Consider the following 24957-nt stretch of genomic DNA (forward strand, 5'->3'; position numbering starts at 1 on the left):
TTTATCGGTGCCCGATCTGTCGCTGACCCACCGCCATCGCAGGCAAGCCAGCTCCCACATTTTGCTCAGCGTTCCACAGGGACGGACAATGCCGGATTACCCAGTGGGTGCGTACGCGCTGTAAAGAACCTCAGTTCCACAGCAGAGCCCTCGAACAACTCCAGATACCGCCGCTTCTGCTGGCGAATAAACCCATCGCTGCGCCCCGACACCGAGATCGCCAGGGTGTTGATGCTGGCCTGGCCGATAGCATCCACCAGGTGTTTATCCTGCGGCCCCAAGTCATGGCCGAAGATGCACAGCGCGCCTTCATGGCTCAACAGCTGTTCATAACAGAACGACAGATAATCCGAACTGCGGATACTTTTGAGTTTCTCCTCCACCTTGCCTTCACTGACAAACAGCGGCACATCGTCGAGGGTCTTGATCGTGTTGTTGATGGCAAAACTGCTGAGCAGGGTGCTGTCGGTGGACGGCAATTTGCGCGCCGTGCCGTCGAGGTTGCGCACCAGGTGCAGGCCGCCGTGCAGGTACAGGATGCGGGTGGCGTCGGTGTGCGTATTGCGCAAGTCGAAGCTTGAGTCGGCGCTGCGAAACAGGTCGTCAATGCCCGGTGCGTGCAGGGTCGCCCAATAGTTGAGCAAGTCGTAGTTACTGGTGAAGACGGTGGCGTAGGTGGTCAGCTCCGCGTTGATCGTCGCCAGCGTCGACGGTTGCACCAGGCGCCAGGGAATGTGCACGGTATGAATGGTGTTGATCAGCGCTTCCTTGATCGCGTAGTAACGGTTACGCGGCGCCGCCGAGCTGACCGCCAGGGCTTTGTTGACCCGGCTGGTGGTTTTCAAGGCGCCCAGCGCTTGCTCGAAACTGCGGGTCTGCAAGGCATCGAACACGCTGAGTTCGGAGGGGCTCAGGGGTTTTTCTTCGACGGTACGGGCGTTTTCGAACAGCGAGTCGTAGGCAAAGTCTTCCCAAATCGTACGGCTGGCGCCGTTGCCGATCAGAATCCCGCTGAAGTCGACGGCAGCGCGCAGGGCGCTCCAGTCTTCAAGGTGGGCGTCAATATCCTGGAAATCCTTCATTGCGGCGGGTCTACTCGAAATCGGCTGGGGGGTGACTTTATCACGAGCCGGCATTGATCCTGATCAAGATGCGCCACGCGGTACAGGTTGATTCTGTCGGCATAAAGCCTTTGAGGATTGATCATGAGCAGCACGTTCTTCATCCCCGCCGTCAACATCATGGGCATCGATTGCCTCGACGAAGCGATGACCGCCATCCGCAACTACGGCTTTGGCAAGGCGTTGATCGTCACCGACGTCGGCCTGGCCAAAGCCGGTGTGGCCGGCATGATCGCCGAGAAGCTGGCGATGCAGGATATCGACTCGGTGATCTACGACGGCGCCAAGCCCAACCCCAGCGTGGAAAACGTCGAAAAAGGCCTGGCGTTGCTGCAACAGAGCGCCTGCGATTTCGTCGTGTCCCTGGGTGGCGGTTCGCCCCATGACTGCGCCAAGGGCATTGCCCTGTGCGCCACCAACGGCGGGCGCATCGGCGACTATGAAGGCGTCGACCGATCGAGCAAGCCGCAACTGCCGCTGGTGGCCATCAATACCACCGCTGGCACGGCCAGCGAGATGACGCGTTTTTGCATCATCACTGACGAAAGCCGCCACGTAAAAATGGCCATCGTTGATCGCAATGTCACGCCGTTGCTGTCGGTCAACGACCCGGCGCTGATGGTCGGCATGCCCCAGGGCCTCACTGCCGCCACGGGCATGGATGCGCTGACCCACGCCATCGAAGCCTATGTGTCCACCGCCGCGACACCGATCACCGACGCCTGCGCGATCAAGGCCATCGAGTTGATCAGCGCCAACCTGCGCCTGGCGGTCCGCGACGGCACTGACAAGGCCGCACGGGAAAACATGGCCTATGCGCAGTTTCTCGCCGGCATGGCCTTCAACAATGCGTCCCTGGGTTTCGTGCATGCCATGGCTCACCAATTGGGCGGCTTGTACGACCTGCCCCACGGCGTGTGCAACGCCGTGCTATTGCCCCATGTACAAAGCTTCAACGCCAGCGTCTGCGCCAAACGCCTGAGCGACGTGGGCCGCGCCCTTGGTGCGGATATCAAGGGCATCACCGCCGAGGAGGGCGCCCAGGCTGCCATCGCGGCGATTCGTCGGTTGTCCCAGGACGTGGAAATCCCTGCGGGCTTGCGTGAGCTTGGCGCTAAGTTGCAGGACATTCCATTGCTGGCCAGCAATGCGTTGAAAGATGCCTGCGGGCTGACCAACCCACGGCGGGCGGACCAGCGTCAGATTGAGGAGATCTTTCGTAGCGCGTTTTGATCCGAGCTGCAGCGGGCAAGGCATACGCATGTGCCGCCCGCCAACGCCACACACAACACCGCCAGCGGCCACGCCTGCTGGCTCACCAGTAGGCTTGCCGCACCGCCGATCATGGCTGCCATCAACTGATGCACAAAACCGCCGAGGGCCATGGCGTAGGGGCCGCTGATGGGGGCCTCATCATTGGCGAGAGATAAACTGATAGGGTAACTGATCGACTGCCCCAGCACCGCCACGCAATAGGGCAACCACAGCAGCACCGCGAGCCCACTGGCAAGCACGCTGCCTAGCAACATGGTCGCCGTACCGAGCAGTACCAATGCAACGCCTGCACGCATCATTCTCAAGCGACCTGTGCGTGCAACGAAGCGATTGACCATTAACGCACCTGCCAGGTAAGCCCCACTGATCGGCCAACCCAGCCAGCCGTATTCCATTGCGCTCCACTGAAAACCTCCCTGAAAAATCAACGGTGCGCAGGTATTGAATGCAATGATCACCCCATAGCCCAAACCGCCGGCCAGTGCGGCGTGCAGAAAGGGAGGATGTCGCGCAATCGCGTTGTAAACACGCCAAGCGCGGACCGGGGAGCCAGCTTTTGCTTGCGTCGCAAATACCACCCGCTGCAACACCCCTATCAAAGCGACAGCCCCGATTGCCAACGTATAGAAAATTGCCTTCCAGCCAAACGCCATTTGCAATAACGAACCCACGAATTGGCCAATACCCAAGGCGACCACGAAGGTCATCCCCAGCCACGATAGTCCTTTGGCCAACTGTGCACCGCTGAAGTTGTCGCGCACTAATACCCGTGCCATGACGGACATCCCACCAGCCCCCAAGCCTTGAAGCAGGCGTAAGGCTAGAAATGACTCAACATTGAACGCTGATGGGATCGTCGCACTCGCCAGGGCATACACCGCCAAGGCTGCAAGTAACACCGGTTTTCTGCCAAGTCGCTCAGCCAGACTACCCCACAGCAGCATTGGCAAGGCCATGCCCACCAGATACACCGCTAGAGCCAGAGCAACATGCTTTTCGACGGCTAAAGCTTGCGCGATTGCTGGGACTGCGGGCAGATAGCTGCTGATACCGGCTTGAGCGAGGAAGGCAGCACTACAGGCGAGGAGGAGAGCGATATTGCTTTTCAATAAAAATCGTCCTATATCCTAAGTAAGGAAGAAACTGCTAGTTCGGCATCGTTTACACAGTTTTTAATCCGTTTCAGTAATCGTGGCCATTAATGAACGTCCCCATTAGGTAGCTTCTGACTGGGAGTGCAAGCTGGTGCTGGTTTTTGAGGCCGTGGTTAGTTGGGTTAGCTGTGCGCAAAACGACTCTATCGTTGTAGGGGACATATCTGCTCGGAGCGTTATGCGTACGGCTGATTTTCCTTTTGGCACTACCGGAAAAAATACAGCAGATGTAAAAAAGCCAATGTCCGAAAGTCGGGTGGCGAGCTCATTCGCTTTTTCAGCTTCTCCACAGTTAATTAAGCGTATGGCAGTCTGGGTGCCGTGCTGCTCTGTATATATTAATTTGTCAAATAGTTGAATGTTAAATTGAAGTTTTTCTTGAAGCTCGTATAGCTCTTCAGTCTGTGTATTTTTAGCGACGCCAGCCCAGCGCCAATAGCCGCTGAGTTCAGACTTTGCGACCAGTTGCTCGGGCCACCATAACGGTACATCAGACTTTTTTGTCGTTCGCTGCCAAACATGATCAACCCGCCGCTAGCACCGAAAGACTTTCCTAAGGACGCGACTATTAATGTCTGATCGTCTTGCGCATGCACAAATGGCCGGATGTAACCACGTCCTCCCTCTCCGAATGCCGACAGCGCATGCGAGTCGTCCATATAGAGAAATAGCCCATAACGAGCTTTTAAGTAAAGTAAACCGTCAACGTCCGCAACGCCGCAGGGTTTTGGCCTCCCTTATTCCCTGCATCGCACCTTCTATTATGGCCGGGTGGTGATCGAGCCCAACATATGAGGTTGTGCAGAAGTGATGGAAGTCGCGCCCATATTGATCTGTCAGGTAATTATTACTTTTGACGGTGACATTGAGCTCGCATATTCGCCCGCTCTTTGCCGAGTGCCAGTCCGTTTCGGCCAATGCTATGAGTTTTTTGTAATTTGAGAATTTGTGTGTGAGTGATGAGTTTTCCATTTCTCTAGCGTCCTTTGGGGGGGCTGGAAAACACTATCGGGAAAATTTTGATTCGATAAGTCAGACGATTCCCAGGCACGATAGTCCGGATGGAGTATTTCGTGTAGGTCCATTCCTGCTTTTAGGATGGCACAGTAATGTCATTCGATAGCTGCCTACAATGTCCTGGTGTGCCAAGGGACCTGAAGGGGGGTGATATCATGCGATTTAATGGGAGTGTGCGTCAGTAAATTGGGTAAGGTGCCGGCGTGCAGGGCGGATGTGCCGGTAGCCTTCAAGAGGCTCGTCTATCGACTCGCCAAGTCAGTGGGATGAAGGAATATTTGATGAGAGTTCTGTTATTCGGCGCCACCGGCATGGTGGGCCAGGGTGTGCTGCGCGAGTGCCTGCTGGCGGCCGATGTGCAGGAAGTGGTAGCCGTCGGCCGCACGCCCCTGACTCAGGAGCACGGCAAGCTGCATCAGGTATTGCACAACGACATGCTGGATTTCCAACCCCTGGAAAACCTGCTGCAGGGTTTTGATGCCTGTTTCTTTTGCCTCGGCGTTTCGTCGGCGGGCATGAAGGAGGCGCGCTACACCCACCTCACCTATGACCTGACCCTGGTGGCGGCCAGCACCCTGGCGCGGCTCAATCCGCAGATGACCTTTATCTATGTGTCCGGCGCCGGCACGGACAGTTCCGAAGCCGGCAAGTCGATGTGGGCGCGGGTCAAGGGCAAGACCGAAAATGCCTTGCTGCGCTTGCCGTTCAAGGCGGTGTATCTGTTCCGCCCGGGGATCATCCAGCCGTTGCACGGTGTGCGTTCGAAGACGCCGTTGTACCAATCCTTCTATAGCGTGCTCGGGCCGGTGCTTTCGTTTGTGCGGCGACTGAAACCGGATTGGGTGGTGAGCACCGAGACCGTCGGCCGTGCGATGTTGCAGGCGGCCAGCCAGGGCGCGCCGCAGCCCGTGGTGGAGCAGGCGCAGATCAATCGCCTTGCGGCTGAGCGCCGCTGAACTGAATCAGCGCAACGCCGCTGATCAGCAGTAGCGCGCCCAACACCCGGGAGGTTGTCAACTGACGTTCCACCAAGCCGAACAGGCCGAAATGGTCCAGCAGCAATGACGCGAGAACCTGCCCGGCCATGGCCAGCGCAATGAAGCCCGATGCGCCGAGCTTGGGCAGCAGCATCAACGCCAATGAAATAAAACACACGCCAAAGGCACCGCCGGCCCACATCCACAACGGTGCCTTGCTGATAAAGGCCAGGCTCGGCAGGGGTAAACGCAGCGCCACAATCACCGGCAGCAGCACGATGATGCTCACCAGTAACGAAGCCAGGGTGGCCCACAAGGGATGGCCGAGGCCGCGCCCGAGGTTGGCGTTGATCGCACTCTGAAACGGCACCACCGCGCCGGCGAACACCGCCAGCGCTAACAAACCTACCCAATGCAACACAGTCATCTCGACGCTCCCAAAGGTTTTGCTGGACTCTAGGGTATTCGTCGCGCAAATTTAAATTCCGAATTATTATGCCGAGCATGCAGCTGATGAATGATCTGCGTCGCATCGACCTGAACCTGCTGGTGATCCTCGACGCTTTGCTCAGCGAGCAACACGTCACCCGCGCCGCCGAGCGCCTGCACCTGAGCCAGCCGGCGGTCAGCCATGCGTTGGCGCGGCTGCGCGATATGCTGGGCGACCCGCTGCTGATGCGTCAGGGCGGCACATTGGTGCCAACCGCCCGAGCCATGGAATTGGCGGCGCCATTGACCGAAGCCCTGGCCCAGGTGCAGGCCTTACTGGCGCCGAATCGTTTTGACCCCACTTCTGCCAAGCGCCGCTTTCGTGTGGCGATGTCGGACTACAGCGCGGCGATATTCCTGCCCAGCCTGGTTCGCCTCCTACGCCATGAAGCGCCCGGTATCGACTTGCAGGTCATCCAGGCTAGCCGCGAAGGCATGGTTGAGGGTGTGCTCAATGGCGATCTCGACCTGGCTGCGGGCGTATTCCCCGACATGCCCGCCGAAATGCGGACTACGCCGCTGTTCGAGGAGCATTACACCTGCCTGGTCGACCGCGATAGCCTGGCCCCCGCCGGGGTGCTGGACCTGCCGGCCTATCTGTCGCGCCCCCATGTACTGTTGGAGATGCGCGGCAGCGGCACGCCGGAAATCGAACGGGCGCTGACGGCCATTCGTGAACGCCGCCATGTAGCCATAAGCCTGCCGCACTGGGGTGTGGCGCCGCAGTTGATCCAGGGTACGGACCTGATTCTGACGGTGTCGTCCCGGGGTTTGATAAATATTGACGCTCGGCAATTGCTGGCCGTGCCACCGCCGTTTCATATTCCGTCGTTTGCCTTTGAGCTGGCCTGGCATACGCGGCGGGGTGGGGATGTGGGGTTGCAGTGGTTGATTGGCAGGGTGGTGGGTGTATTGTCCGCAGACCCACGATAACGCGAGAACACCTAGATGCTCAGCGGTTTCAACCACCTGACCCTGGCCGTCACCGATGTGCCGCGCAGCGTCAGTTTCTATCACGATCTGCTGCGCCTGCAGCTCGACGCAACCTGGGACAACGGTGCCTACCTCTCACTGCCTGGGCTTTGGCTGTGCCTGTCGCTGGACCCGTTGCGCTCGACTGCTCCGGCGGTGGATTACACCCACTATGCCTTCACTGTCGATGCTGCTGATTTCACTCCCTTGGTCGAACACCTGCGTGCTGCCGGGGTACAGGAATGGCGAGACAACCGCAGCGAAGGCGCATCGTTTTATTTTCTCGATCCCGACGGCCATAAGCTGGAGGTTCATGTCGGCGATCTGGCCTCGCGGCTGCAAGCCTGTCGCGCCCAGCCCTATGCTGGAATGAAGTTTTACCCACCGCGCTGAAACATGCAGAATCAATCACCTTTTAGCGTCTGTCGGAGCGTCTATCCATGACCCCATCCTTGCTGCTCGCCGTGCTGGCTTCGGGTTTTATCTACGGCATTACCCCAGGCCCCGGTGTCCTGGCCGTATTCGGCATCGGTGCGGCTCGTGGCCGGCGTGCCGGGGCAGGATTCTTGTGCGGTCATTTGCTCGGCGATGTGGTGTGGTGCAGCACGGCGCTGATTGCCATCGTCGGTGCGCGGGAAGTCGGCAGCAGTGCGTTTGACGTACTCGGTGTACTCAGTGGAATGTATTTGTTCTGGCTCGGCTGGCGTGCGATCCGTACCCAGCGCCGCAACAGCGACGCCCCTCAGGGCGCGGCGCGCCATCCGTTCTGGCACGGTATTGTGTTTGGCTTGACCAACCCCAAGGCCTACCCGGTCGCCGTGGCGACGTTCACCGCGTTGCTGTCCAGCCGAGCCGAGTTGTTGACTTGGTCGATGTTGCCGGCGTTGATTCTGCTGAGCTTTATCGGTGGCTTGCTGGCCTACGCGATCCTGATCGGCGTGGTGGGTGCCCAACGGGTGCGCACGCTGTATCAACGCCATGAAATCCTGATCACCAAGCTCTGCGGCGTGATGTTTATCGGCTTCGCCCTCAATGCCCTGGCGCACGCATTGCCGGGCCTGTTCGGCAGCAAAGCGGCCTGATGCGACGACGACCGTTCGTCGCACAGGTAAGTTTTTTCTAAACCTTTACCGCCGTGAAAATTCGAATTCAGGGCGGGTTGTATGCTCCCGCGCCTATTTTTGCCCTGGAGGAACCCATCATGAGCCGCATGGCTACCCGGTTACGCACCGCCAGTTTCGCGATGCTGCTGGGCCTCGGCGCCAGCAGTGCTTTCGCCCAGTCGCCTGCAGAATTCATCGAGCAGGCTTCGGCCAAAGGCATGGCCGATATCGAAACCAGCCGCATGGCCCACGCCAAGACCTCGTCCCAGGAAATCAAGGACTACACCATTGAGGTTATCAACGAGCGCACGCTGGCCAACCAGCACTTGGCGGCGATCGCCAAGAAGCTTGATTTGCCAGTGGCCCCACGGGAGAAGATCGTTGATAAGGCCGAAACCCTGATGCCTGAACTCAAGGACGGCGATTCGTTTGACGCTGCCTATACCGCGCAGCAGGTCAAGGAGAACGAAGACGCCATCGCCCTGTTCAAGAAAGAAGGCGCTGCGTCGGATGTGCCAGAGATAAAGGCACTGGTGGATGAGACGCTACCCAAGCTTGAAGAGCGCCTGCAAAAAGCCAGGGCCCTGGCCTCGACCTACGGTAAGGGCCATCAAGGCGACGGTTGAGGCGACTACTGGAAATGAAAAAACGGCGGTTGGAGAGGATCCAACCGCCGTTTTCATATCAACAGGACTGTGGGTTTTTCTGCCGTGCTTTTAGGAGCGAGCCTACGGTATCTCAAGGCGGCGAGCGCAAGACTGGGTTTTTACCTGGATAACCCCTATGACCGCATATGCCACCTGCGACCTGCGCACACTTTATCACCTGACCGAAGATCACTATTTTTCTGCCACCTGCGGCCTGCATCGCCGTTATAGCGCGGCTATCAACGCTTATTTCGTTGACGTATGTTCTGGCCTGTATGACTTGTTATTTATTCGCGTGGGCAGCGCTCCATTGGGCGAAGCTTTTGCTGCCCCGTTGGGCTTGATCCATGGTTCCGTCCTTGCAATACGCATTGTGGTTCATGAGGAAAAGGTCGCTGAGCTACGCGAGGCGCTCTGCGCAATCGGTTTCCAGCCTGCTGAACAGACAACCGCGATGGTTCTCGAGCTGTCGCGTTTTATTCCAAGGATGAGCGAGGGGACTCTACAGGTCTGCCTGACGCGGGATTTGAACGAATGGGCGGGTCCAGTTGGCAGCGCATATTCGATGCTTCCCGAGGTCGTTGTGAACTATCAGGCACGGCACCAGAGGGCGCTTGATGCGGGTGAGGCCCTTTACCACTTCACCCTGTCCGCCGAGGGGCGTGTGAGCTGTTCGTTGACGTTGTCACTGTGTGAAGGCGAGGCCCGTCTGAATGATGTCGGCACGCTCAAGGGCTTTCGTGGAAGAGGCTATGCCACTTGCCTGATTCAAGCTGCCCTGCTTCACGCCTCGAGCCTGGGGGCTCACCGATGTTTTCTCGAGGCCTCGACGGAGGCCATCTCGCTGTATCAACAGTTGGGCTTTGCACGTTTGTTCGAGTATCAGGCTTTCACTCGCGGAGCGCTCGCTGACCGGTAATCAAAAAGCCATTTTTGCCTGGCTGCGATCCTCAAGCGTCAGTAGATACTGCTTGGCCTCAAGCCCTCCGGCAAACCCGGTCAGCCCGCCCGAAGCCCCCACCACTCGGTGGCATGGCGCAATGATCGAGATCGGGTTGCGCCCATTCGCGGCCCCGACTGCGCGCACGGCTTTGGGGTTGCCGATCTGCTCGGCGATCTGGCTGTAGCTGCGGGTTTCGCCGAAGGGAATGGTCAGCAGTGCCTGCCAGACCTGCTTCTGGAAGTCAGTGCCGGCGAAATCCAGCTCCAGTTCGAACTGGTTACGCGTTCCGGCAAAGTATTCCTTCAATTGGCGTTCGGTTTCTCGCAGCGCCGGGCTGTCGTTGGCCTCAATCAATTCACCCAGGCGTACGCGATTGGCGCGTTCTACTTCCCAGAGGATGGCGCTGAGTTTGCCATCGCGCGCCACCAGGGTGAGTTCACCGACAGGGGAAGGCATGAGCTTGTACTGGTAGGTCATGAGCTGTTTCCTTGAAGGGCGTTGAGGGGGGACGACGCCACTGTAGTTCCACCAAGGGGTTAGGGAACTACGTTTCTTGCGGTCAAATTCTTCGCCCCATTAGAAATTCCAGTAAACCCAGTTGGAATAATAGGGGTACCCGTAGAGCCAGGCGATAATGTAAAGGGCCTTGAGTACTGACGCGGTACCTAACATGAACATAGAAATGACGTTGAGCAGGGTGACAAACAAAGCGAACACAGCCACGCGTGGGGTTGCGTGACGCCAGGCAAACCTCACGCCATACGCTGACGCGGCAATCACTCCTAACTCCAGCAAAAATCTAAGGGGGAAGGGGAAGGGCAGCCGTACAAACGAGATCAGCAGCGGCAAAACCAACACCCAGCCGACTACTTGGCGCAGGATGATGTTGGGTGTGGTTTTTTGGGTGTCCAGCATTGCCATATTCCGAACTCTGGGCCGATGAGCCTACATTATCGCGCGGTGTTGCCGGCCTTGCCGTAAGACTTTGCTTAGGCGTACCTACCGCTCCTGCTGCAATACCTGGAGCGCTGCGGATGCCAGAAAAGAAATCCCGAGCAGCTTTTTTTCCTGTGGATGATTCAACACAAGGTGCTTCACACCCTCAGGCTCGACTGCCGAGGACCAGATGGGCGCTGCAGAACAAATTTCAGACATAAAAAAACCGGTCACCAAGGACCGGTTTTTTGTGCATCCTGCGTCAGAACCTTCCTGACGCCAGCGCAAATCTGAGTGGAGCGGGTAGAGGGAATCGAACCCTCGTCGGAAGCTTGGGAAGCTACTGTTCTACCATTAAACTATACCCGCTCAGAACGGCTGACTTTGTACCAGATGTTCGGCTGGATTTGAAGTTTTTCTTTGAAAAATGTGAGAGTTGCGTGTGGCGAGGGAGCATGCTCGCCACAGTGTCAGGCTTGATCTCAAAGCGCCCACGCATGTTGCGCCTGGCCCTGGCTATACCGCAACGGGCTGGCGGGCCGCTGCCCTTTCAAGAAGCCCACCACGGCCTCACGGCTATCGCGGCACGCGGCTTTATGTTCCATGTCCAGGAAATGCCCCGTTGCCTGGATGGTGCTGAAGCAGCTCTTGGCCACATGCTGGCCAAACAGCTTGGCGTCGTCTGCGCTGGTGTATTCGTCCCACTCGCCGTTCAAGAACAGCACCGGAATGTCGATTTGCCTGGCCGCCTTGAGGTAGCACTGCCGGTCGCTGTTGAGCACGTGGCTGATGTGGAAGTGCATTTGCCCGTATTCGTGTGCGGCCAGGCTGCTGACATGGCGGTAATTGAAGCGTTTGAACAGCGAAGGCAGGTGCTTGCCAATGGTGCTGTTGACCAAGTGGCCGACACGGTCGCGGTCGAGGTTGCCCAGGTAGTCGACGCCTCGTTCGAGGTAGTCGCGCATCGGCGCATTGATTACCGGCGAGAAGGAGCTGATCACGGCTTTTTCTATCCTACGGGGCCGGTGTGCAAGGGCGACCAACGTGGCGGCGCCGCCCCAGGAGAAGGACAGCACATATTCAGCGGCGAAGTGGTCGAGCAGTTCCAGGAGGATCTGGCCTTCGACTTCCTTGGTGAGCATCTGCTCATGACGGTTATGGATTTTGGAACGGCCAGCGTAGGGCTGGTCGTACAACACCACATTGAATTGCGGGTACAGGCTTTTGACGGTTTGAGCGAAGGACGCCGTGGTCGCCATGGAGCCGTTGACCAGGACGATGGTCTTTGCCGCCGCGTCCGCGCGATAGAACTCCGTGTAAACCCGATACTGACCCTGTATATCCAGCACAGCGATTTCTGGCCTCATGTCGTAAGACTCCTGGCAAGCGGGTAGTGCGCGCAAATCACTTTGCACGTGCTTTATGACAGGTAGGCATACGCCTGGAAAATGAAGGCTCACGTCGGTCCGATGACGGCTGGCCGGCGGGTGTTGTTATGGCGGGCGGTTTGCCGGGAGGGCCCGACGATCAAGCACGGGCGCGGCAGGTGTTTCTTGGAGGTTATAGGGCGACTCATCAGTCATCATCTGGCTGAAGCCTTGATTCAAGCAGCACCGAAGGCAGGTCGCAAGGTAAGCGGTTGGTTTTTTGCCATCACCGGCTGAACGGTCGTCAGATTAGTCGGATCTCGTCGTCAGTCAGTGGCCGATACTGACCCGGCGCAAGCGAGGTATCCAGCACCAAGGGGCCCATTCGCTCGCGGTGCAGGCCGATTACCTTGTTATCAAAATGCCCGAACATGCGCTTCACCTGGTGATAGCGGCCTTCGACGATGCTCAACCGGGCCGTTCTTGGGCCCAGCCGTTCAAGTTTGGCAGGTTGGGTAGTGAGATCTTCAAAGGCGAAATACACCCCTGCCGCGAACTTCATCGCATACTGCGGGCCTATGTCCTGTTCGGTTTGCACGTGGTACACCTTGGGCAACTTGGTCTGTGGTTGCGTGAGGCGCCGTGACCATTGGCCATCGTTGGTGATCAGCATCAGGCCGGTGGTGTTGAAATCCAGGCGCCCGGCGATATGCAGGTCGGCTTTGTCCGGTTCGTGCAGCAGGTCCAGGACCGTGGAGTGTTGCGGGTCCGACGTGGCGCTGACGCAGCCCTGGGGTTTGTGCAGCATGAAATAGCGTGCCGGCTTGCCCGCTTGCAGAATTTCACCGTCAACGCAGACCTGGCTGAACTCACGTACGTCATGGTGCGGATCGCTGACTGCAACACCCTCGACGGTCACCCGGCGCTCCACCAGCAACAAGCGCACTTGTTTACGATTGAACTGTGGCAAGTTGCTTAGGAAGCGATCAACGCGCATGGCGGTTACGCAACTGTTCGTCCACTTGGGCGCAGCGTGGGCACAGGCAGGCTTTATTGCGCACCTCATCCGGCAGGGCTTCAAGCACCGCCGGGTCGATGATGACGCTGTAGCACCAGCAGGCTTGATCGGCCGTGCGCGGATCGGCCAGGGAGCAGTCGTTGCGGGCACCGCAGGCGGGGCATAGGGTCGGTGTGGTCATGGGTCGGTTCAGGCAGGCATCGGGTAGGACAGCGGTAGTTGTTGCACGATACAGCGCGGCTGGGCGGCATTCCATCATCATGGGTTTTTGACAGACCTTCACTTCGTCTGAAACAGATGTTTCCACTTGTGTCGCGAACGCACCAGATTCGGTTTTTGATGTCAGATGTTTCGTCATTCAGTGAAAGCTGAATGCCGCTCGCCAGCGTCGCTGGAGGAGCTCTTCCGCGGTCCAGGAGGCCGCCATGTATCGACGACTGCTGCTCATCGCTTTGCTCGGCCTGACCCTTTCAGCCTGCGTGCCCTATTACGATGGAGGCGCCACCTACTATCGCTCCGAGGTCTACACCGCGCCGGCGCCAGCCTATTACTACGGCGGCCCGCGTTATTACCCTTCTGGGCGCAGCTATTACGCGCCAGCGCCTCGCTACTATGCGCCACAGCCTCGCTACTATTCGGCGCCGCGCTACTACCAACCAGCCCCGCGCTATTACCCTCGCGCCGGCTACCGACCCTACCCCAACCAGGGGTGGGGCGACCGCTGGGGTAATGGCGGGCGTGGACGCGGTTCCGACCACGGAGGTGGTCGCGGCGGTCACCGTTAAATATCTTGAAAAACAAGCGGCGCATCATGCGCCGTTTTTTATAGGTACCGTATGTCCGTACTGTCAGATTTAACAGCTATCTTTGAGGCGCTAGCTGTACTTCACTAACGAGAAGCCTTGTGCTTTTGCGTGGTGAGACTGAGCAGATGGAATCCCTATGTTCAAACAATTGATTTGCGTGCTCCTGCTGATGAGCTGCTTCATTGCATCGGCAAGTGCGGAGCAAGGCTGTCCTTATCCGTCGCAGATCGTGTACGCCGATGGCCATTATCGCGCCCAAGACAACGGCCTGCGCTGGCAAAGTCCGAAGGTCGCGTCGCGTGGTGTTGTCGACGGGTTCATTGGCGCAGTCTTCATGCCGGGCGACGGCGAGGAGAGAGGAAACGGCTACATGGACAAGTGCATCTACCGCACCAACTGGAGCGGGGTAGTAGTAGCGTTGAGGCCAAGCAGGGGCAATGAGATTATCAACATGTCGTTGACCAGCTCCTTGTATTGGAAGCTGCAGCCCGATGCGTTCGAGTTGCCGGTGTATACGTGCGTGGACAGCCAACCGGACAATTGCAAGTTCAAGGTCAACGACAAACGTACAGACCTGTCAGTAGTCAGATAAATCTGCCAGAGGATTTCTACCTTCCCAGGCCTTGTCAAAGTGCGCCTGCACCACCGCTTCCGGGAGTGTGTTGATATCCGGCCAGTGCCAATGAGGCGCCTGGTCTTTGTCGATCAGGCGCGCCCGCACCCCTTCGGCAAATTCCGGATGACGGCAGCAGTTGAGGCTCAGGGTGTATTCCATCTGGAACACCTGGGCCAGGGATAGGTGGCGGGCGCGCTGGAGCTGTTCCCACACCAGATGCGCCGTCAGTGGGCAGCCCTCACTCAGGGTTTTGCCGGCCCGGCTCAATAGCGGGTCGCTGTGGTCGCGCAGCAGGTTCAAGGCGCGCCAGGCACAGCGTACATCTCCTACATCCAGCCATTCGTCGATCTGTGGGCGGCGTGGTAGCCATTGCGCGTCGGGTTGATCGCTGATCGCCTCCTGCGCCAGGGCCTTGAGCAAGCTGTTGAGTTGCATCGCGCTCTGTTCCTGCCAGTTCAGCTGCAGCAGGCCATCGAGCAATTCGTCTTGCTGGTCATCACGCAGAAAACGGTCTGCCAGGCCCAAGTCCAGCGCGTCGCGACCGTTGATATGGGCGCCGGTGAGGCCCAGGAACAGGCCGAGCTTACCCGGCAAGCGGGACAAGAACCAACTGGCCCCCACATCCGGGTACAAGCCAATGCTGATCTCGGGCATGGCCAAACGGCTGCTTGGCGTAACGATACGCACGGCGGCGCTTTGCAACAGGCCCATGCCACCGCCCAAGACATAACCGTGGCCCCAGCAGATCAACGGCTTTGGGAAGGTGTGCAGGCGGTAGTCAAGGCGATATTCAGCGGCAAAAAACTGGGCGGCCAGAGCCGGAACTTCGCCGGGCTGCTCACGGCAAGCCTGAGCCAGGCTGCGCACTTCGCCACCGGCGCAAAAGGCTTTGGGGCCGTTACCGCGTAGCAGCACGCAGACGATCTGCGGGTCTTTGGCCCAGGCCTCCATGCGCTCATCCAGGGCCAGAATCATTGGCAGGGAGAGGGCGTTAAGGGACTTTGGCGCGTCCAGGCTGGCGATACCGATGCGAGCGCCGCCACTGCCGGTCAGTTCTTCGAAATGCAGGTTCATCGTGACCTCAATCGAGAAGGTGAAGGATGAGTATGATCCCTTCGTGGGAAAGTGCCGGTGCTGTGTCAGATCAATTGACAAGCGGGGTCGGCTTTCCTAGGGTTCGCCTCATTCTTTTTTACAAGACAATTCAACTATGACCGATGGCGACCGTATCAAACTCGAACCCAGCTGGAAACACGCTCTGCGTGAGGAGTTCGAGAAGCCTTACATGGCGCAATTGCGCGAGTTTCTGCGCCAGGAACATGCCGCTGGCAAAGAGATCTATCCGCCCGGCCCATTGATTTTCAACGCACTCAATTCAACACCGCTGGACAAGGTCAAGGTCGTGATCCTCGGCCAGGACCCCTACCACGGCCCTGGCCAGGCCCATGGCCTGTGTTTCTCGGTGCAACCGGGCGTGCCGGCGCCGCCGTCGCTGGTCAATATCTATAAAGAGCTCAAGCGCGACCTGAACATCGACATCCCCAACCACGGCTACCTGCAAAGCTGGGCCGACCAGGGCGTGCTGATGCTCAACACCACCATGACCGTGGAGCGCGCCAACGCCAACGCCCATGCGGGCAAGGGTTGGCAGTTCTTTACCGATCGGATTATCGAGGTAGTCAGCGAGCATCAGCCGCACCTGGTGTTCCTGCTGTGGGGCGCCCATGCTCAAAGCAAGCAGAAGCTCATCGACGCCACCAAGCATCTGGTGCTGACCTCGGTGCATCCTTCGCCGTTGTCGGCGTATCGCGGGTTTCTGGGCTGCGGGCATTTCAGCCGGGCCAACAAGTTTCTCGAGCAGAATGGCGAGGCCCCCATCGAGTGGCGTTTGCCACCCGTCTGAGGCCTGGCACATTCAGCATGTGGGAGGTTTTAGAGGGGGGCGGGCTGACGGTTCCAGTGCCGAAACAAAGGCTCGGCCAAGAACAGCACGAACAACAAGCGCATCACCTGCATCGCCGTCACCAAGGGCACCGACAGCTGCAGGGTTTCAGCTGTCAGGCTCATCTCAGCGATACCGCCTGGCATCATGCCCAGGGTCAGTGATCGCAGGTCGAGGTGAGTGAGGGCGCTCAAGCCCACCGCCGCTAACGTCGCCAGCAGCATGGTCAATGCCGTGCCAATCAAAGTGCGGCCCATGAATGAGGGCGCGCGACGGAAGAACTGCCGATTGAAGTGGCAGCCCAACCCGCTGCCGATCAACCATTGGCCGATCTGGCTGCCGCCGTCGGGCAGGCCAATGTGTAAATCCCAGGTCACACTGGCAATCGCACTCACCAACAATGGCCCGAACAGCCAAGGGTTGGGTTGGCGCAAGCGTTGCCAGCCCCAGGCAACCAGCGCACCCACCGGAAACAGCATGGCCAGCCACGCCCAGTCCACCGGCGCCGGGTGAAACTGCGGTGCGCCGCCTCCGAGCAAATACTTGAAGATCGCCGGCACACACAACACCACCACCAGCACACGCAAACTCTGCCCGGCCGCAACCCGGCTGAGCACCGCGCCGTTGCGAGCGCCCAGGTTGACCATCTCCCCGGAACCGCCCGGCATGCTGGAGAAAAACGCCGTGGCGCGGTCTTCCCCGCTGCGGCGCATCAACCACACGCCGACCACACTCGACAAGCTGGTGACCAGTGCACCGAAGAAGATCAGGCCGAAGTGGCTCATCACCTGCTCGATCACCAGTGGGGTGAAGTGCAGGCCAATGCCGATGCCCACCACCCATTGGCCGCATTTGCGCCCGCCGGGAATCTCCGCCAATTGCCAGGGCGTCAGGCAGCGCACCAGGATGATCGCCAGCAACGAGCCGACCATGTACGGCAACGGCCAGCCGACCAGGCTGGCCAGGTAACCGCCGGCCAGGCCGACCAGCGGTGTTCCCCACCAATGTTTAAAGGTGACCTCAGACATCGGCCAGGGCACGACGCTGTTGCACGCGTTTACGCCAGATACGCAGCAGCGGTACAAGCAGCATGATTGCGGTCAGCACCCAGACGCCGAAGGTGATCGGGCTCGACCACAGGATTTCCAGCGCACCGTTGGAGATCGACAGCGCACGGCGCAGGTTCTGTTCCATCAAACCGCCGAGGATAAAGCCCAGCAGCAGCGGCGACAGCGGGAAGTCCAGCTTGCGCAGGATGTAGCCGAAGATGCCGATGGCGATCATCAGGAACAGATCGAAGGTGGTGGCATGCACGGCGTACACGCCAATCGCGGTGATGATGGCGATCACCGGCACCAGCGCCCAGTTCGGCACGGCGAGGATACGGGTGAAGATGCGGATCATCGGGATGTTGAGCACGACCAGCATGATGTTGGCGATGAACAACGAGGCGATCAGGCCCCAGACAATGTCCGGTTGCTGTTGGAACAGCAGTGGGCCGGGAGTGATGTTGTACAGCGACAGGGCGCCGATCATCACCGCCGTGGTGCCCGAGCCAGGAACGCCGAGCGTCAGCATGGGTACCATGGCGCCGCAGACCGACGCGCCGATCGCGGTTTCTGGAGCGGCCAGGCCGCGCATGTCGCCCTGACCGAATTTGCCGCTGGCGCCTGCGATGCGTTTCTCGGTCATGTAGGCAACGGCCGAGGCCATGGTCGCACCCGCACCCGGCAATACGCCGATGATAAAACCCGATACGCCGCAACGAAGGTTCACGGTCAGTACCGACAAGGCTTCCTTGACGTTGAACATCATGCGCCCTGTGGCTTTCACCGCTTCCTGGCCACGGTGGGTTTTTTCCAGCAGCAGGAGAATCTCGCTGATGGAGAACAGGCCGAGTACCAACACCACGAACTGGATGCCGTCGGTCAGGTGAATATTGTCGCCGGTAAAGCGGTACACACCGCTGTTGGCGTCGATGCCCACGCAAGAGAGGAACAAGCCGATCAGCGCCGCAACAAAAGTCTTCAGTGGTTTGTCACCGGCCATGCCGCCCAGGCAGACAATCGCAAACACCATTAAGACAAAATATTCCGCCGGGCCGAACGCAATCGCCCACTTGGCCAGCAGCGGGGCGAACAGCACCATGCCGCAGGTAGCGATAAACGCGCCGATGAACGAACTCCACGCCGACAACGACAGTGCCACGCCAGCCAGGCCTTTGCGGGCCATCGGGTAGCCGTCGAGGGTGGTCATCACGGTGGAGGCTTCGCCCGGGATGTTCAGCAGAATCGAGCTGATGCGGCCGCCGTATTCGCAGCCCAGGTACACGGCTGCCAGCAGGATCAGCGCCGACTCGGGCGGCAAGCCCAGGGCAAAGGCGATGGGGATCAACAGTGCCACGCCGTTGATCGGGCCCAGGCCCGGCAACAGGCCGACCACGGTGCCAATCAGGGTGCCGCACAACGCGGTCACCAGGTTATAGGGGCTCAGCGCAACGCCGAAACCCTGGCCCAAATAGCCAAAAGTATCCATGTCAGTTCTCCAGAACGTCGAGCAGGCCGAGGGGCAACGGTACGTCCATGGTTTTATCGAACAGCAGATAAAGACCGACGCTCATCAAGGTGATGATCACCACGCTGGGCAACCAGCGGCCGCCGTACAGCCGTGCCATCGGAATACCGATCAGCATGCTGCTGAGAATGAAACCCAAGGATTCGAATGTGCCGGCAAACACCAGCAGCAGGGCCACACAGATGCCGATCTTGATCAACGTGGGTTGATCCAGCGCGGGTTCATCGTCAGTGTGTTTGGTCGCCTGCGGGCGAATCATCATGTAGATGAGCGCCAGGCCCATCAGCCCGAGCAACAGCAGGGGGAAGGCTCTTGGCCCTACGGGTTCGTAGGAAAAAGCCGCCTGATACGGCCAGGCCATCAGCGCCAGGCCGATACAGGCCAGCAATAGCACGGCAGCGAAAATGCGTTGTAAGAGCATAGAAAACTCCAAGGCCCCTCTTGTAGGAGCGAGCTTGCTCGCGAAAAACTTCAACGATAACGCGTGCTCTCTGGACGCACGTGGATGTCCTTGGGTTCTTCGCGAGCAAGCTCGCTCCTACAGGGGCATTACACAAAAAAAGGAGCGATTACTGGATCAGGCCGAACTCTTTGGCCAGCACTTTGTAGTCAGCCACCTGTTTCTTCACGTAGGTGTCCAGCTCCTGGCCCGTCATGGCGAACGGGAACAGCTCGCGCTGGTCACGCAGCTTGGCGAACTCCTCGGAAGCCAGCAGTTTGTCGAAGGCGTCTTTCCACCAGGCGTAGTCGGCATCGCTGACCTTTGGCCCCAGGTAGAAGCCACGCACCACCGGCCAGACGATGTCGTAGCCTTGCTCTTTGGCGGTCGGGATGTCCTTCATTTCCGGCTCATCCAGGCGTTGCTCGGAGAACACCGCCAGCAGGCGCATATCGCCGCTCTGGATATGCGGCATGGAGTCGGAGATGTCGGTACTGCCCACCTGGATGTGCCCGCCCAGCAGAGCCGTAGCGATTTCACCGCCACCCTCAAGGGCGACGTAACGCAGTTCGCGCGGGTTGATTCCGGCGGCCTTGGCGATCAGCGCGGTTTGCATCCAGTCCTGGCTGCCGACGGTGCCGCCGGAGCCGATCACCACGCTGCCTGGGTCTTTCTTCAGGGCTTTAACCAGGTCATCGAGGGTCTTGTAGGGCGAGTCGCTTTTCACCGCGATGGCGCCATAGCTGGTGCCCACTGCCGCCAACCAGCGCACGGCGCTTTCATCAAAACGGCCGAACTTGCCCTGGGCCAGGTTCAGCAACGAACCGCTCGACCAGGCGACCAACGTGCCGGCATCTGCAGGGCGCTGGGCGACGACCGCGTTGTAGGCCACCGCGCCCACGCCGCCTGGCATGTAGGTCACACGCATCGGCTTGGTCAGCAGCTTCTGGTTCACCAGCGCGCTTTGCGCCAGTTTGCAGGTCAGGTCAAAACCGCCGCCAGGGGAGGCCGGGGCGATGCATTCCGGACGCTTGGGTTCGTCGGCGGCCAGCAGTTGGCCGGCGAACAGCATGCAGCCGGCGGCGAGGGCAAATTTACGCAGTGAAGGGGTCATGGCGATCTCCATCGTTGTTGTTATGAGGGGTACTACCAAAGTGCGACGCTATAGCTGACCAGCAAGCGCATTTCATCCGCATCACGGGCCGAGTAGTTGGAACGATAGGTGGCGTTACGCAGGCGCACGGCCACATCTTTGAACGTGCCGCTTTGCACCACGTACTTGATCTCGCTGTTGCGTTCCCACTCCTTGCCGGTCTCGCCGTTCTTGAGCTTGATGTTGTCACCCGAGAGGTAACGGCTCATGAAACTCAAGCCAGGAATGCCCAGCTTGGCGAAGTCGTAGTCGTAACGTGCCTGCCAGGAGCGTTCTTCGGCGCCGGCAAAATCGTTGATCTGCACGAAGTTGACCAGGTACGGGTCGCTGCCATCCACATACGGGAAGGCGCTGTCGCCGGACATGTGCTGGTAGCCGGCGCTGAGCTTATGGCCATTGAGGGCATAGCTGAACAGGCCGTTGAGGGACTTGTTGTCGATATTGCCGCCGCGGGCCGAGCCGGTGTCATCGCTGATGGCCAGCCGCAGGTCGGCGGCGAAAGTGCCAGGGCCCATCGGGCGTGATGCGACCATGCCGAAGAAGTGTTGGCGATACACGTCGTCGAGTTGGGCGAAGTGGTAGCTGCCGGTGATCTTGTCGGCGAACTTGTAGTCGACGCCACCGAAGTTGAAGTGCTTGCCGGTGGCACCGCTGAGGAAGCGGCTGTTCTTGTTATTGAGCGCGATGTCTTCGTAGTTGGTGTCGTCGCGGTCCTTGGCTTTATCCAGGCGGCCACCAGTGAATACCAGGTTCTTGAATTCCTTGGAGGTGATCAAGCCACCGTTGAAGGTCTGCGGCAGGATGCGCCCGTCGTTGGGCTTGAGGATCGGCAGTTCGGGGATCAGCGAGCCGATTTTCAGCTCAGTCGCCGAGATTTTCACTTTGCCGGTCAGGCCCAGCTTGGCGTACTCGTTGGCGGCGCGGCCGTCATCGTGGGTCGGCAGCAGGCCGGTGCCGGTGCGGTCGGGGCTGGAGTCGAGCTTGACGCCGAGCATGCCCAGCGCATCCACGCCAAAGCCGACGGTGCCGTCGGTGTAGCCTGATTGCAGGTTGAGCATGAAGCCCTGGGCCCATTCGTCGCGCTTGGATTGCTGCGCACTGGTACCGTCGCGAAAGTCGCGATTGAAGTACATGTTGCGGGTTTCCAGGGTCGCGCTACTGTCTTCGAAGAAGGCAGCCTGGCTGAGCGGCGCAAAGCCGGCAAGGGCAGCGGCACTGGCGAGGGCGGTGTGGGTCAGACGGCAAGAGCGAACAGGCGGGCAAGCCTGTGGCTGGGTCGACAGCATCGTGGTGTACTCCGTTATTGTTCTTATTTTGGCGAAAACGCTTCGAGGCGTTTTTCGGGCGCTACGGGTCAGGCAACTCGGCGGGCATAGACCACCGTGGTTGGATGCTAAAGGGCGAAGCTTTCACTAACCTTTCAATCGCCTTTCAATGTTTTCGGGCTTCACAGGCCAGGTTGCGGCTGTAAACTGCCGGGCAAAGCGTGGCGCCGACCACCCCTGAACGAGGTAGAAATCCATGCGTGTCCTCCTGGTTGAAGACCATCTGCAGCTCGCCGAAAGTGTCGCCCAAGCGCTCAAGAGCATGGGTTTGACCGTTGATGTGTTGCATGACGGCGTGGCGGCGGACCTGGCCTTGAGCAGCGAGGAATACGCCGCGGTGATCCTGGACGTAGGGCTGCCGCGCCTGGATGGTTTCGAGGTGCTCGCGCGTTTGCGGGCACGTGGAAAAAACCTGCCGGTGCTGATGCTGACTGCTCGCAGTGATGTAAAAGACCGCGTGCACGGCCTGAACCTGGGCGCCGATGACTACCTGGCTAAACCGTTTGAACTCACGGAACTCGAAGCACGGGTCAAGGCACTGTTGCGGCGCAGCGTGTTGGGCGGCGAGCGTCAGCAAACCTGCGGTGTGCTGGTGTACGACCTCGACACTCGGCGCTTCACGGTCGCAGGCGAGCTGATGACCTTGACCTCCCGAGAACAAGCGGTGCTCGAAGCCTTGATCGCCCGGCCGGGGCGCGTGATGAGCAAGGAGCAATTGGCTTCCCAGGTATTCGGCCTGGACGAGGAGGCCAGCCCCGACGCCATCGAAATCTACGTGCATCGCCTGCGCAAGAAGCTCGATGGCCAACCCATCGCCATCGTCACCTTCCGCGGCCTTGGCTATTTGCTGGAAGCCCGTGATGCATAAGCCCAGCAGCCTGCGCTGGCGCTTGCTGTGCAACCTTGCGTTATTGCTGGTGTTGTTGATGCTCGCCAGCGGCATGAGCGCTTATTGGAACGGTCGCGAAGCCGCCGACACCGCTTATGACCGCACGCTGCTGGCCTCGGCACGCACCATTGCCGCCGGTTTGACCCAGGTGGACGGCACCCTCAGCGCCAATGTGCCCTATGTGGCCCTGGACACTTTTGCCTACGACAGTGCCGGGCGCATTTATTACCAGGTCAATGATATTGATCAGAAACTGATTTCCGGTTACGAAAACCTGCCCGGCCCGCCGCCCGGCACGCCCCGCACCGACGATTACCCGGCCTTGGCGCGGTTCTACAACGCCATGTATTTGGGCCAGCCTGTGCGCGTGGTGAGCCTGCTCAAGGCCGTCTCGGAGCCGAACATGAACGGCATGGCCGAAATTCGTGTTGCGGAGACCGACGAAGCCCGGGTGGCCATGGCCCGCAGCCTGATGGCCGACACCTTGTTGCGCCTGGGCATGCTCGCCATCGGTGCGTTATTGCTGGTGTGGTTCGCGGTGAGCGCCGCGCTGCGCCCGCTGGAACGCCTGCGTACAGCGGTGGAAGAGCGCCAGCCTGATGATCTGCGGCCCCTGCCCTTGGTGGAAGTTCAGGACGAGTTCGGCCCACTGGTACGCTCACTCAACCATTTCACCGAACGTCTGCGCGGGCAGTTCGAGCGCCAGGCGCAGTTTATTGCCGACGCTGCCCACGAGCTGCGCACCCCCCTGGCGGCGCTTAAGGCCAGGCTGGAACTGGGCCTGCGTGCCGAAGAACCGGCCACCTGGCGCAGCACCCTGGAAACGGCCGCCCAGGGCACCGACCGCCTGACGCACCTGGCCAATCAATTGTTGTCCCTGGCCCGCATCGAAAACGGTGCCCGGGCCATTGCCGAAGGCGGTGCGCAACTGCTCGATTTGAGCCAATTGGCCCGTGAGCTCGGTATGGCCATGGCGCCGCTGGCCCACGCGCGGGGCGTGGCCCTGGCGCTGGAGGCCGACGAGCCGGTATGGCTGCGCGGCGAACCGACGCTGTTGAATGAGCTGCTGAGTAACCTGGTGGATAACGCCTTGGCCCATACCCCGCCCGGCGGCAATGTGATTCTGCGCGTGACGGCCCCGGCGGTGCTGGAGGTGGAGGATGACGGCCCCGGCATCCCGCTGGATGAGCGGGACCGGGTATTCGAGCGCTTTTATCGACGCAGCCAGCAGGGCATGGGGTCGGGCTTGGGGCTGGCGATTGTCGGGGAGATTTGCCGTGCGCACCTGGCGCAGATCAGCCTGCATGATGGCGAGCTGGCGGGGCTTAAGGTGCGCGTGAGTTTTATCGCGGGTTGATCAGTAAAACATCGAGCGCGCTTCGTCCAGTTCGCTGCGCAGGGCGTCGCTGTGCAGGTCTATGCGTAACTTCGTGATGGCCGGCAATGTGGCAATCGGCGCGGTCCCCAGGGGATGGTCGGTGCCGCGGTGGCAGTACAGCGCGGCGACCTGCACCAGGTCGACGTAGTCCAGGCTTGCAGAGTCGCGTGTCAGGTCCAGGTATTGGCCTGGCACGTTCACCAGCATCTCAGGAAAGTCCCAGACCCGCAGCAGCTTGTCCCCCAGCACCGGGTGGATGCTGTCGATGACGTGGTTGAGGCTGACGGGGTCGGCCAGCAGCTCATAGTGATCCTCGGCATACGTGAGGATCGGCAGCACGCCGATCTGATGCACCAGGCCACCCAGGGCCGCCTGGTCTGGCTTGAGGTGGCTGTGGCGACGGCACAAGGCGTAGCTCACGCCCGCCACCTCCAGGCTGCGGCGCCACACGTCGCGCATTTTCTGTTCGACCACCTCGGAGCGGGCGTGAAAGATCTGCTCCATCACCAGGCCGATGGCCAGGTTGCTGCTGTAGTTGGTACCAAGCCGGGTGATGGCGGTGTGCAGGTCGGTGACTTCCTGGCTGGCCCGTAGCAACGGGCTGTTGACCACTTTGATCAGGCGCGCCGACAGGGCCGTGTCACGACTGATCACTTTGCTCAGGTGGCTGATGCTGATGTCCGGGTCTTCGGCGGCCTGGCGAATTTTCAGGGCCACCTCCGGCAATGTCGGCAGAACCAGGTCATCGTTGTCGATGGCCGTTACCAACGCTTGTTGGACTTTTTCCGCCAGCTTGTTCATTCATGCTCTCTAGGG

Annotated in this window: 27 protein-coding genes, 1 tRNA gene and 1 pseudogene; 12 read left to right on the forward strand and 17 right to left on the reverse strand. The window is 59.7% G+C overall.

Going from position 1 to position 24957, the window contains the following annotated elements; genetic code table 11:
* Positions 1-65: 65 nt before the first annotated feature.
* Positions 66-1082 carry a DUF4917 family protein gene (locus AB4P90_RS07935; RefSeq protein WP_395605789.1) on the reverse strand — a complete coding sequence of 339 codons (1017 nt, stop codon included), beginning with the start codon at positions 1080-1082 and terminating at the stop codon, positions 66-68.
* A 123-nt stretch (positions 1083-1205) separates the two neighbouring features.
* Between AB4P90_RS07935 and yiaY the strand changes: the two genes are divergently transcribed.
* Positions 1206-2354, forward strand: a complete 1149-nt coding sequence (yiaY, locus tag AB4P90_RS07940) for an L-threonine dehydrogenase (protein ID WP_034126546.1) — start codon at positions 1206-1208, stop codon at positions 2352-2354.
* Here the strand turns inward: yiaY and AB4P90_RS07945 are convergent.
* Together AB4P90_RS07945 and AB4P90_RS07950 are read right to left on the reverse strand one after the other, a co-directional pair.
* Positions 2321-3505, reverse strand: coding sequence for an MFS transporter (locus AB4P90_RS07945; protein ID WP_020301016.1), 1185 nt, complete (start codon positions 3503-3505; stop codon positions 2321-2323). The two genes, yiaY and AB4P90_RS07945, sit on opposite strands and share 34 nt — an antisense overlap.
* A gap of 105 nt (positions 3506-3610) precedes the next feature.
* Positions 3611-4522, reverse strand: a pseudogene (locus AB4P90_RS07950) (aminotransferase class I/II-fold pyridoxal phosphate-dependent enzyme).
* Between the two features lie 326 nt (positions 4523-4848).
* Between AB4P90_RS07950 and AB4P90_RS07955 the strand changes: the two are divergent.
* Entirely contained in the window at positions 4849-5523 is a 675-nt protein-coding gene (locus AB4P90_RS07955) for an NAD(P)H-binding protein (RefSeq protein WP_019818511.1), read from the forward strand.
* On the opposite strand, the gene AB4P90_RS07960 is transcribed toward AB4P90_RS07955, so the two are convergent.
* Positions 5495-5971 (reverse strand): DMT family transporter, encoded by a 477-nt coding sequence (locus tag AB4P90_RS07960; protein ID WP_014717341.1) that lies wholly within the window; start codon positions 5969-5971, stop codon positions 5495-5497. The two genes, AB4P90_RS07955 and AB4P90_RS07960, sit on opposite strands and share 29 nt — an antisense overlap.
* 77 nt (positions 5972-6048) lie before the next feature.
* Here AB4P90_RS07960 and AB4P90_RS07965 point away from each other — a divergent pair, with 77 nt between their 5' ends.
* The 5 genes from AB4P90_RS07965 (at position 6049) to AB4P90_RS07985 (ending at position 9674) form a co-directional block, all read left to right on the forward strand.
* Positions 6049-6966 (forward strand): LysR family transcriptional regulator, encoded by a 918-nt coding sequence (locus AB4P90_RS07965; RefSeq protein ID WP_395605790.1) that lies wholly within the window; start codon positions 6049-6051, stop codon positions 6964-6966.
* A gap of 15 nt (positions 6967-6981) precedes the next feature.
* On the forward strand, positions 6982-7398 hold the full coding sequence (fos, locus tag AB4P90_RS07970; RefSeq protein WP_019818507.1) for a fosfomycin resistance glutathione transferase: 417 nt from the start codon (positions 6982-6984) through the stop codon (positions 7396-7398).
* A 47-nt stretch (positions 7399-7445) separates the two neighbouring features.
* Positions 7446-8087, forward strand: a complete 642-nt coding sequence (locus AB4P90_RS07975; RefSeq protein ID WP_168224207.1) for a LysE family translocator — start codon at positions 7446-7448, stop codon at positions 8085-8087.
* 119 nt (positions 8088-8206) lie between these two features.
* Positions 8207-8734 carry a DUF4142 domain-containing protein gene (locus AB4P90_RS07980; protein WP_014717345.1) on the forward strand — a complete coding sequence of 176 codons (528 nt, stop codon included), beginning with the start codon at positions 8207-8209 and terminating at the stop codon, positions 8732-8734.
* Between the two features lie 157 nt (positions 8735-8891).
* Entirely contained in the window at positions 8892-9674 is a 783-nt protein-coding gene (locus tag AB4P90_RS07985) for a GNAT family N-acetyltransferase (protein WP_032903388.1), read from the forward strand.
* On the opposite strand, the gene AB4P90_RS07990 is transcribed toward AB4P90_RS07985, so the two are convergent.
* The 6 genes from AB4P90_RS07990 to AB4P90_RS08015 all read right to left on the reverse strand — a co-directional run bounded on the left by AB4P90_RS07990 (position 9675) and on the right by AB4P90_RS08015 (position 13200).
* Positions 9675-10175: a methylated-DNA--[protein]-cysteine S-methyltransferase gene (locus AB4P90_RS07990; RefSeq protein ID WP_395605791.1), complete on the reverse strand. Its 501-nt coding sequence runs from the start codon at positions 10173-10175 to the stop codon at positions 9675-9677.
* A 99-nt stretch (positions 10176-10274) separates the two neighbouring features.
* Positions 10275-10613 carry a hypothetical protein gene (locus AB4P90_RS07995; RefSeq protein ID WP_014717348.1) on the reverse strand — a complete coding sequence of 113 codons (339 nt, stop codon included), beginning with the start codon at positions 10611-10613 and terminating at the stop codon, positions 10275-10277.
* Between the two features lie 316 nt (positions 10614-10929).
* Positions 10930-11003: transfer RNA gene (locus AB4P90_RS08000), tRNA-Gly, on the reverse strand.
* 113 nt (positions 11004-11116) lie between these two features.
* A complete protein-coding gene (locus tag AB4P90_RS08005; protein WP_032903200.1) occupies positions 11117-12001 on the reverse strand; it encodes an alpha/beta fold hydrolase in 885 nt (294 codons plus the stop codon).
* Between the two features lie 304 nt (positions 12002-12305).
* Complete coding sequence (locus AB4P90_RS08010; protein WP_060767198.1) at positions 12306-12998, reverse strand: pseudouridine synthase; 693 nt, start codon at positions 12996-12998, stop codon at positions 12306-12308.
* On the reverse strand, positions 12988-13200 hold the full coding sequence (locus AB4P90_RS08015) for a cysteine-rich CWC family protein (protein WP_019818502.1): 213 nt from the start codon (positions 13198-13200) through the stop codon (positions 12988-12990). Before AB4P90_RS08015 ends, AB4P90_RS08010 begins: the two co-directional genes overlap by 11 nt.
* Before the next feature lie 244 nt (positions 13201-13444).
* Between AB4P90_RS08015 and AB4P90_RS08020 the strand changes: the two genes are divergently transcribed.
* Both AB4P90_RS08020 and AB4P90_RS08025 read left to right on the forward strand, forming a co-directional pair.
* On the forward strand, positions 13445-13804 hold the full coding sequence (locus tag AB4P90_RS08020; RefSeq protein WP_019818497.1) for a hypothetical protein: 360 nt from the start codon (positions 13445-13447) through the stop codon (positions 13802-13804).
* Between the two features lie 157 nt (positions 13805-13961).
* The gene (locus tag AB4P90_RS08025) at positions 13962-14417 is read left to right on the forward strand and encodes a DUF3757 domain-containing protein (RefSeq protein WP_019818495.1); all 456 of its coding nucleotides are present in this window, start codon (positions 13962-13964) and stop codon (positions 14415-14417) included.
* Here AB4P90_RS08025 and AB4P90_RS08030 read toward each other — a convergent pair.
* Entirely contained in the window at positions 14403-15515 is a 1113-nt protein-coding gene (locus AB4P90_RS08030) for an enoyl-CoA hydratase/isomerase family protein (RefSeq protein WP_032903199.1), read from the reverse strand. The genes AB4P90_RS08025 and AB4P90_RS08030 overlap by 15 nt on opposite strands.
* 136 nt (positions 15516-15651) lie before the next feature.
* On the opposite strand from AB4P90_RS08030, the gene ung reads away from it, so the two are divergent.
* Positions 15652-16344, forward strand: coding sequence for a uracil-DNA glycosylase (ung, locus tag AB4P90_RS08035; protein ID WP_020301023.1), 693 nt, complete (start codon positions 15652-15654; stop codon positions 16342-16344).
* A 29-nt stretch (positions 16345-16373) separates the two neighbouring features.
* On the opposite strand, the gene AB4P90_RS08040 is transcribed toward ung, so the two are convergent.
* From AB4P90_RS08040 to AB4P90_RS08060, 5 genes are all read right to left on the reverse strand, one after another.
* On the reverse strand, positions 16374-17411 hold the full coding sequence (locus AB4P90_RS08040; RefSeq protein ID WP_289328692.1) for an AbrB family transcriptional regulator: 1038 nt from the start codon (positions 17409-17411) through the stop codon (positions 16374-16376).
* Positions 17404-18918, reverse strand: a complete 1515-nt coding sequence (locus AB4P90_RS08045) for a tripartite tricarboxylate transporter permease (protein ID WP_014717355.1) — start codon at positions 18916-18918, stop codon at positions 17404-17406. The genes AB4P90_RS08040 and AB4P90_RS08045 overlap by 8 nt, the downstream gene beginning before the upstream one ends.
* 1 nt (position 18919) lies before the next feature.
* Positions 18920-19378, reverse strand: coding sequence for a tripartite tricarboxylate transporter TctB family protein (locus AB4P90_RS08050; RefSeq protein ID WP_003189430.1), 459 nt, complete (start codon positions 19376-19378; stop codon positions 18920-18922).
* 148 nt (positions 19379-19526) lie between these two features.
* Positions 19527-20510, reverse strand: a complete 984-nt coding sequence (locus AB4P90_RS08055) for a tripartite tricarboxylate transporter substrate binding protein (protein ID WP_014717356.1) — start codon at positions 20508-20510, stop codon at positions 19527-19529.
* 32 nt (positions 20511-20542) lie between these two features.
* On the reverse strand, positions 20543-21835 hold the full coding sequence (locus AB4P90_RS08060; RefSeq protein ID WP_014717357.1) for an OprD family porin: 1293 nt from the start codon (positions 21833-21835) through the stop codon (positions 20543-20545).
* Between the two features lie 235 nt (positions 21836-22070).
* Between AB4P90_RS08060 and AB4P90_RS08065 the strand changes: the two genes are divergently transcribed.
* Positions 22071-22742 (forward strand): response regulator, encoded by a 672-nt coding sequence (locus AB4P90_RS08065; protein WP_014717358.1) that lies wholly within the window; start codon positions 22071-22073, stop codon positions 22740-22742.
* Entirely contained in the window at positions 22735-24120 is a 1386-nt protein-coding gene (locus AB4P90_RS08070; protein ID WP_072434348.1) for a sensor histidine kinase, read from the forward strand. The genes AB4P90_RS08065 and AB4P90_RS08070 overlap by 8 nt, the downstream gene beginning before the upstream one ends.
* Here the strand turns inward: AB4P90_RS08070 and AB4P90_RS08075 are convergent, their stop codons facing one another.
* Entirely contained in the window at positions 24121-24942 is an 822-nt protein-coding gene (locus tag AB4P90_RS08075; protein WP_014717360.1) for an HDOD domain-containing protein, read from the reverse strand.
* Positions 24943-24957 lie beyond the last annotated feature (15 nt).

This window comes from Pseudomonas sp. B16120, from assembly GCF_044218845.1.
Classification (GTDB): Bacteria; Pseudomonadota; Gammaproteobacteria; order Pseudomonadales; family Pseudomonadaceae; genus Aquipseudomonas; species Aquipseudomonas paracarnis.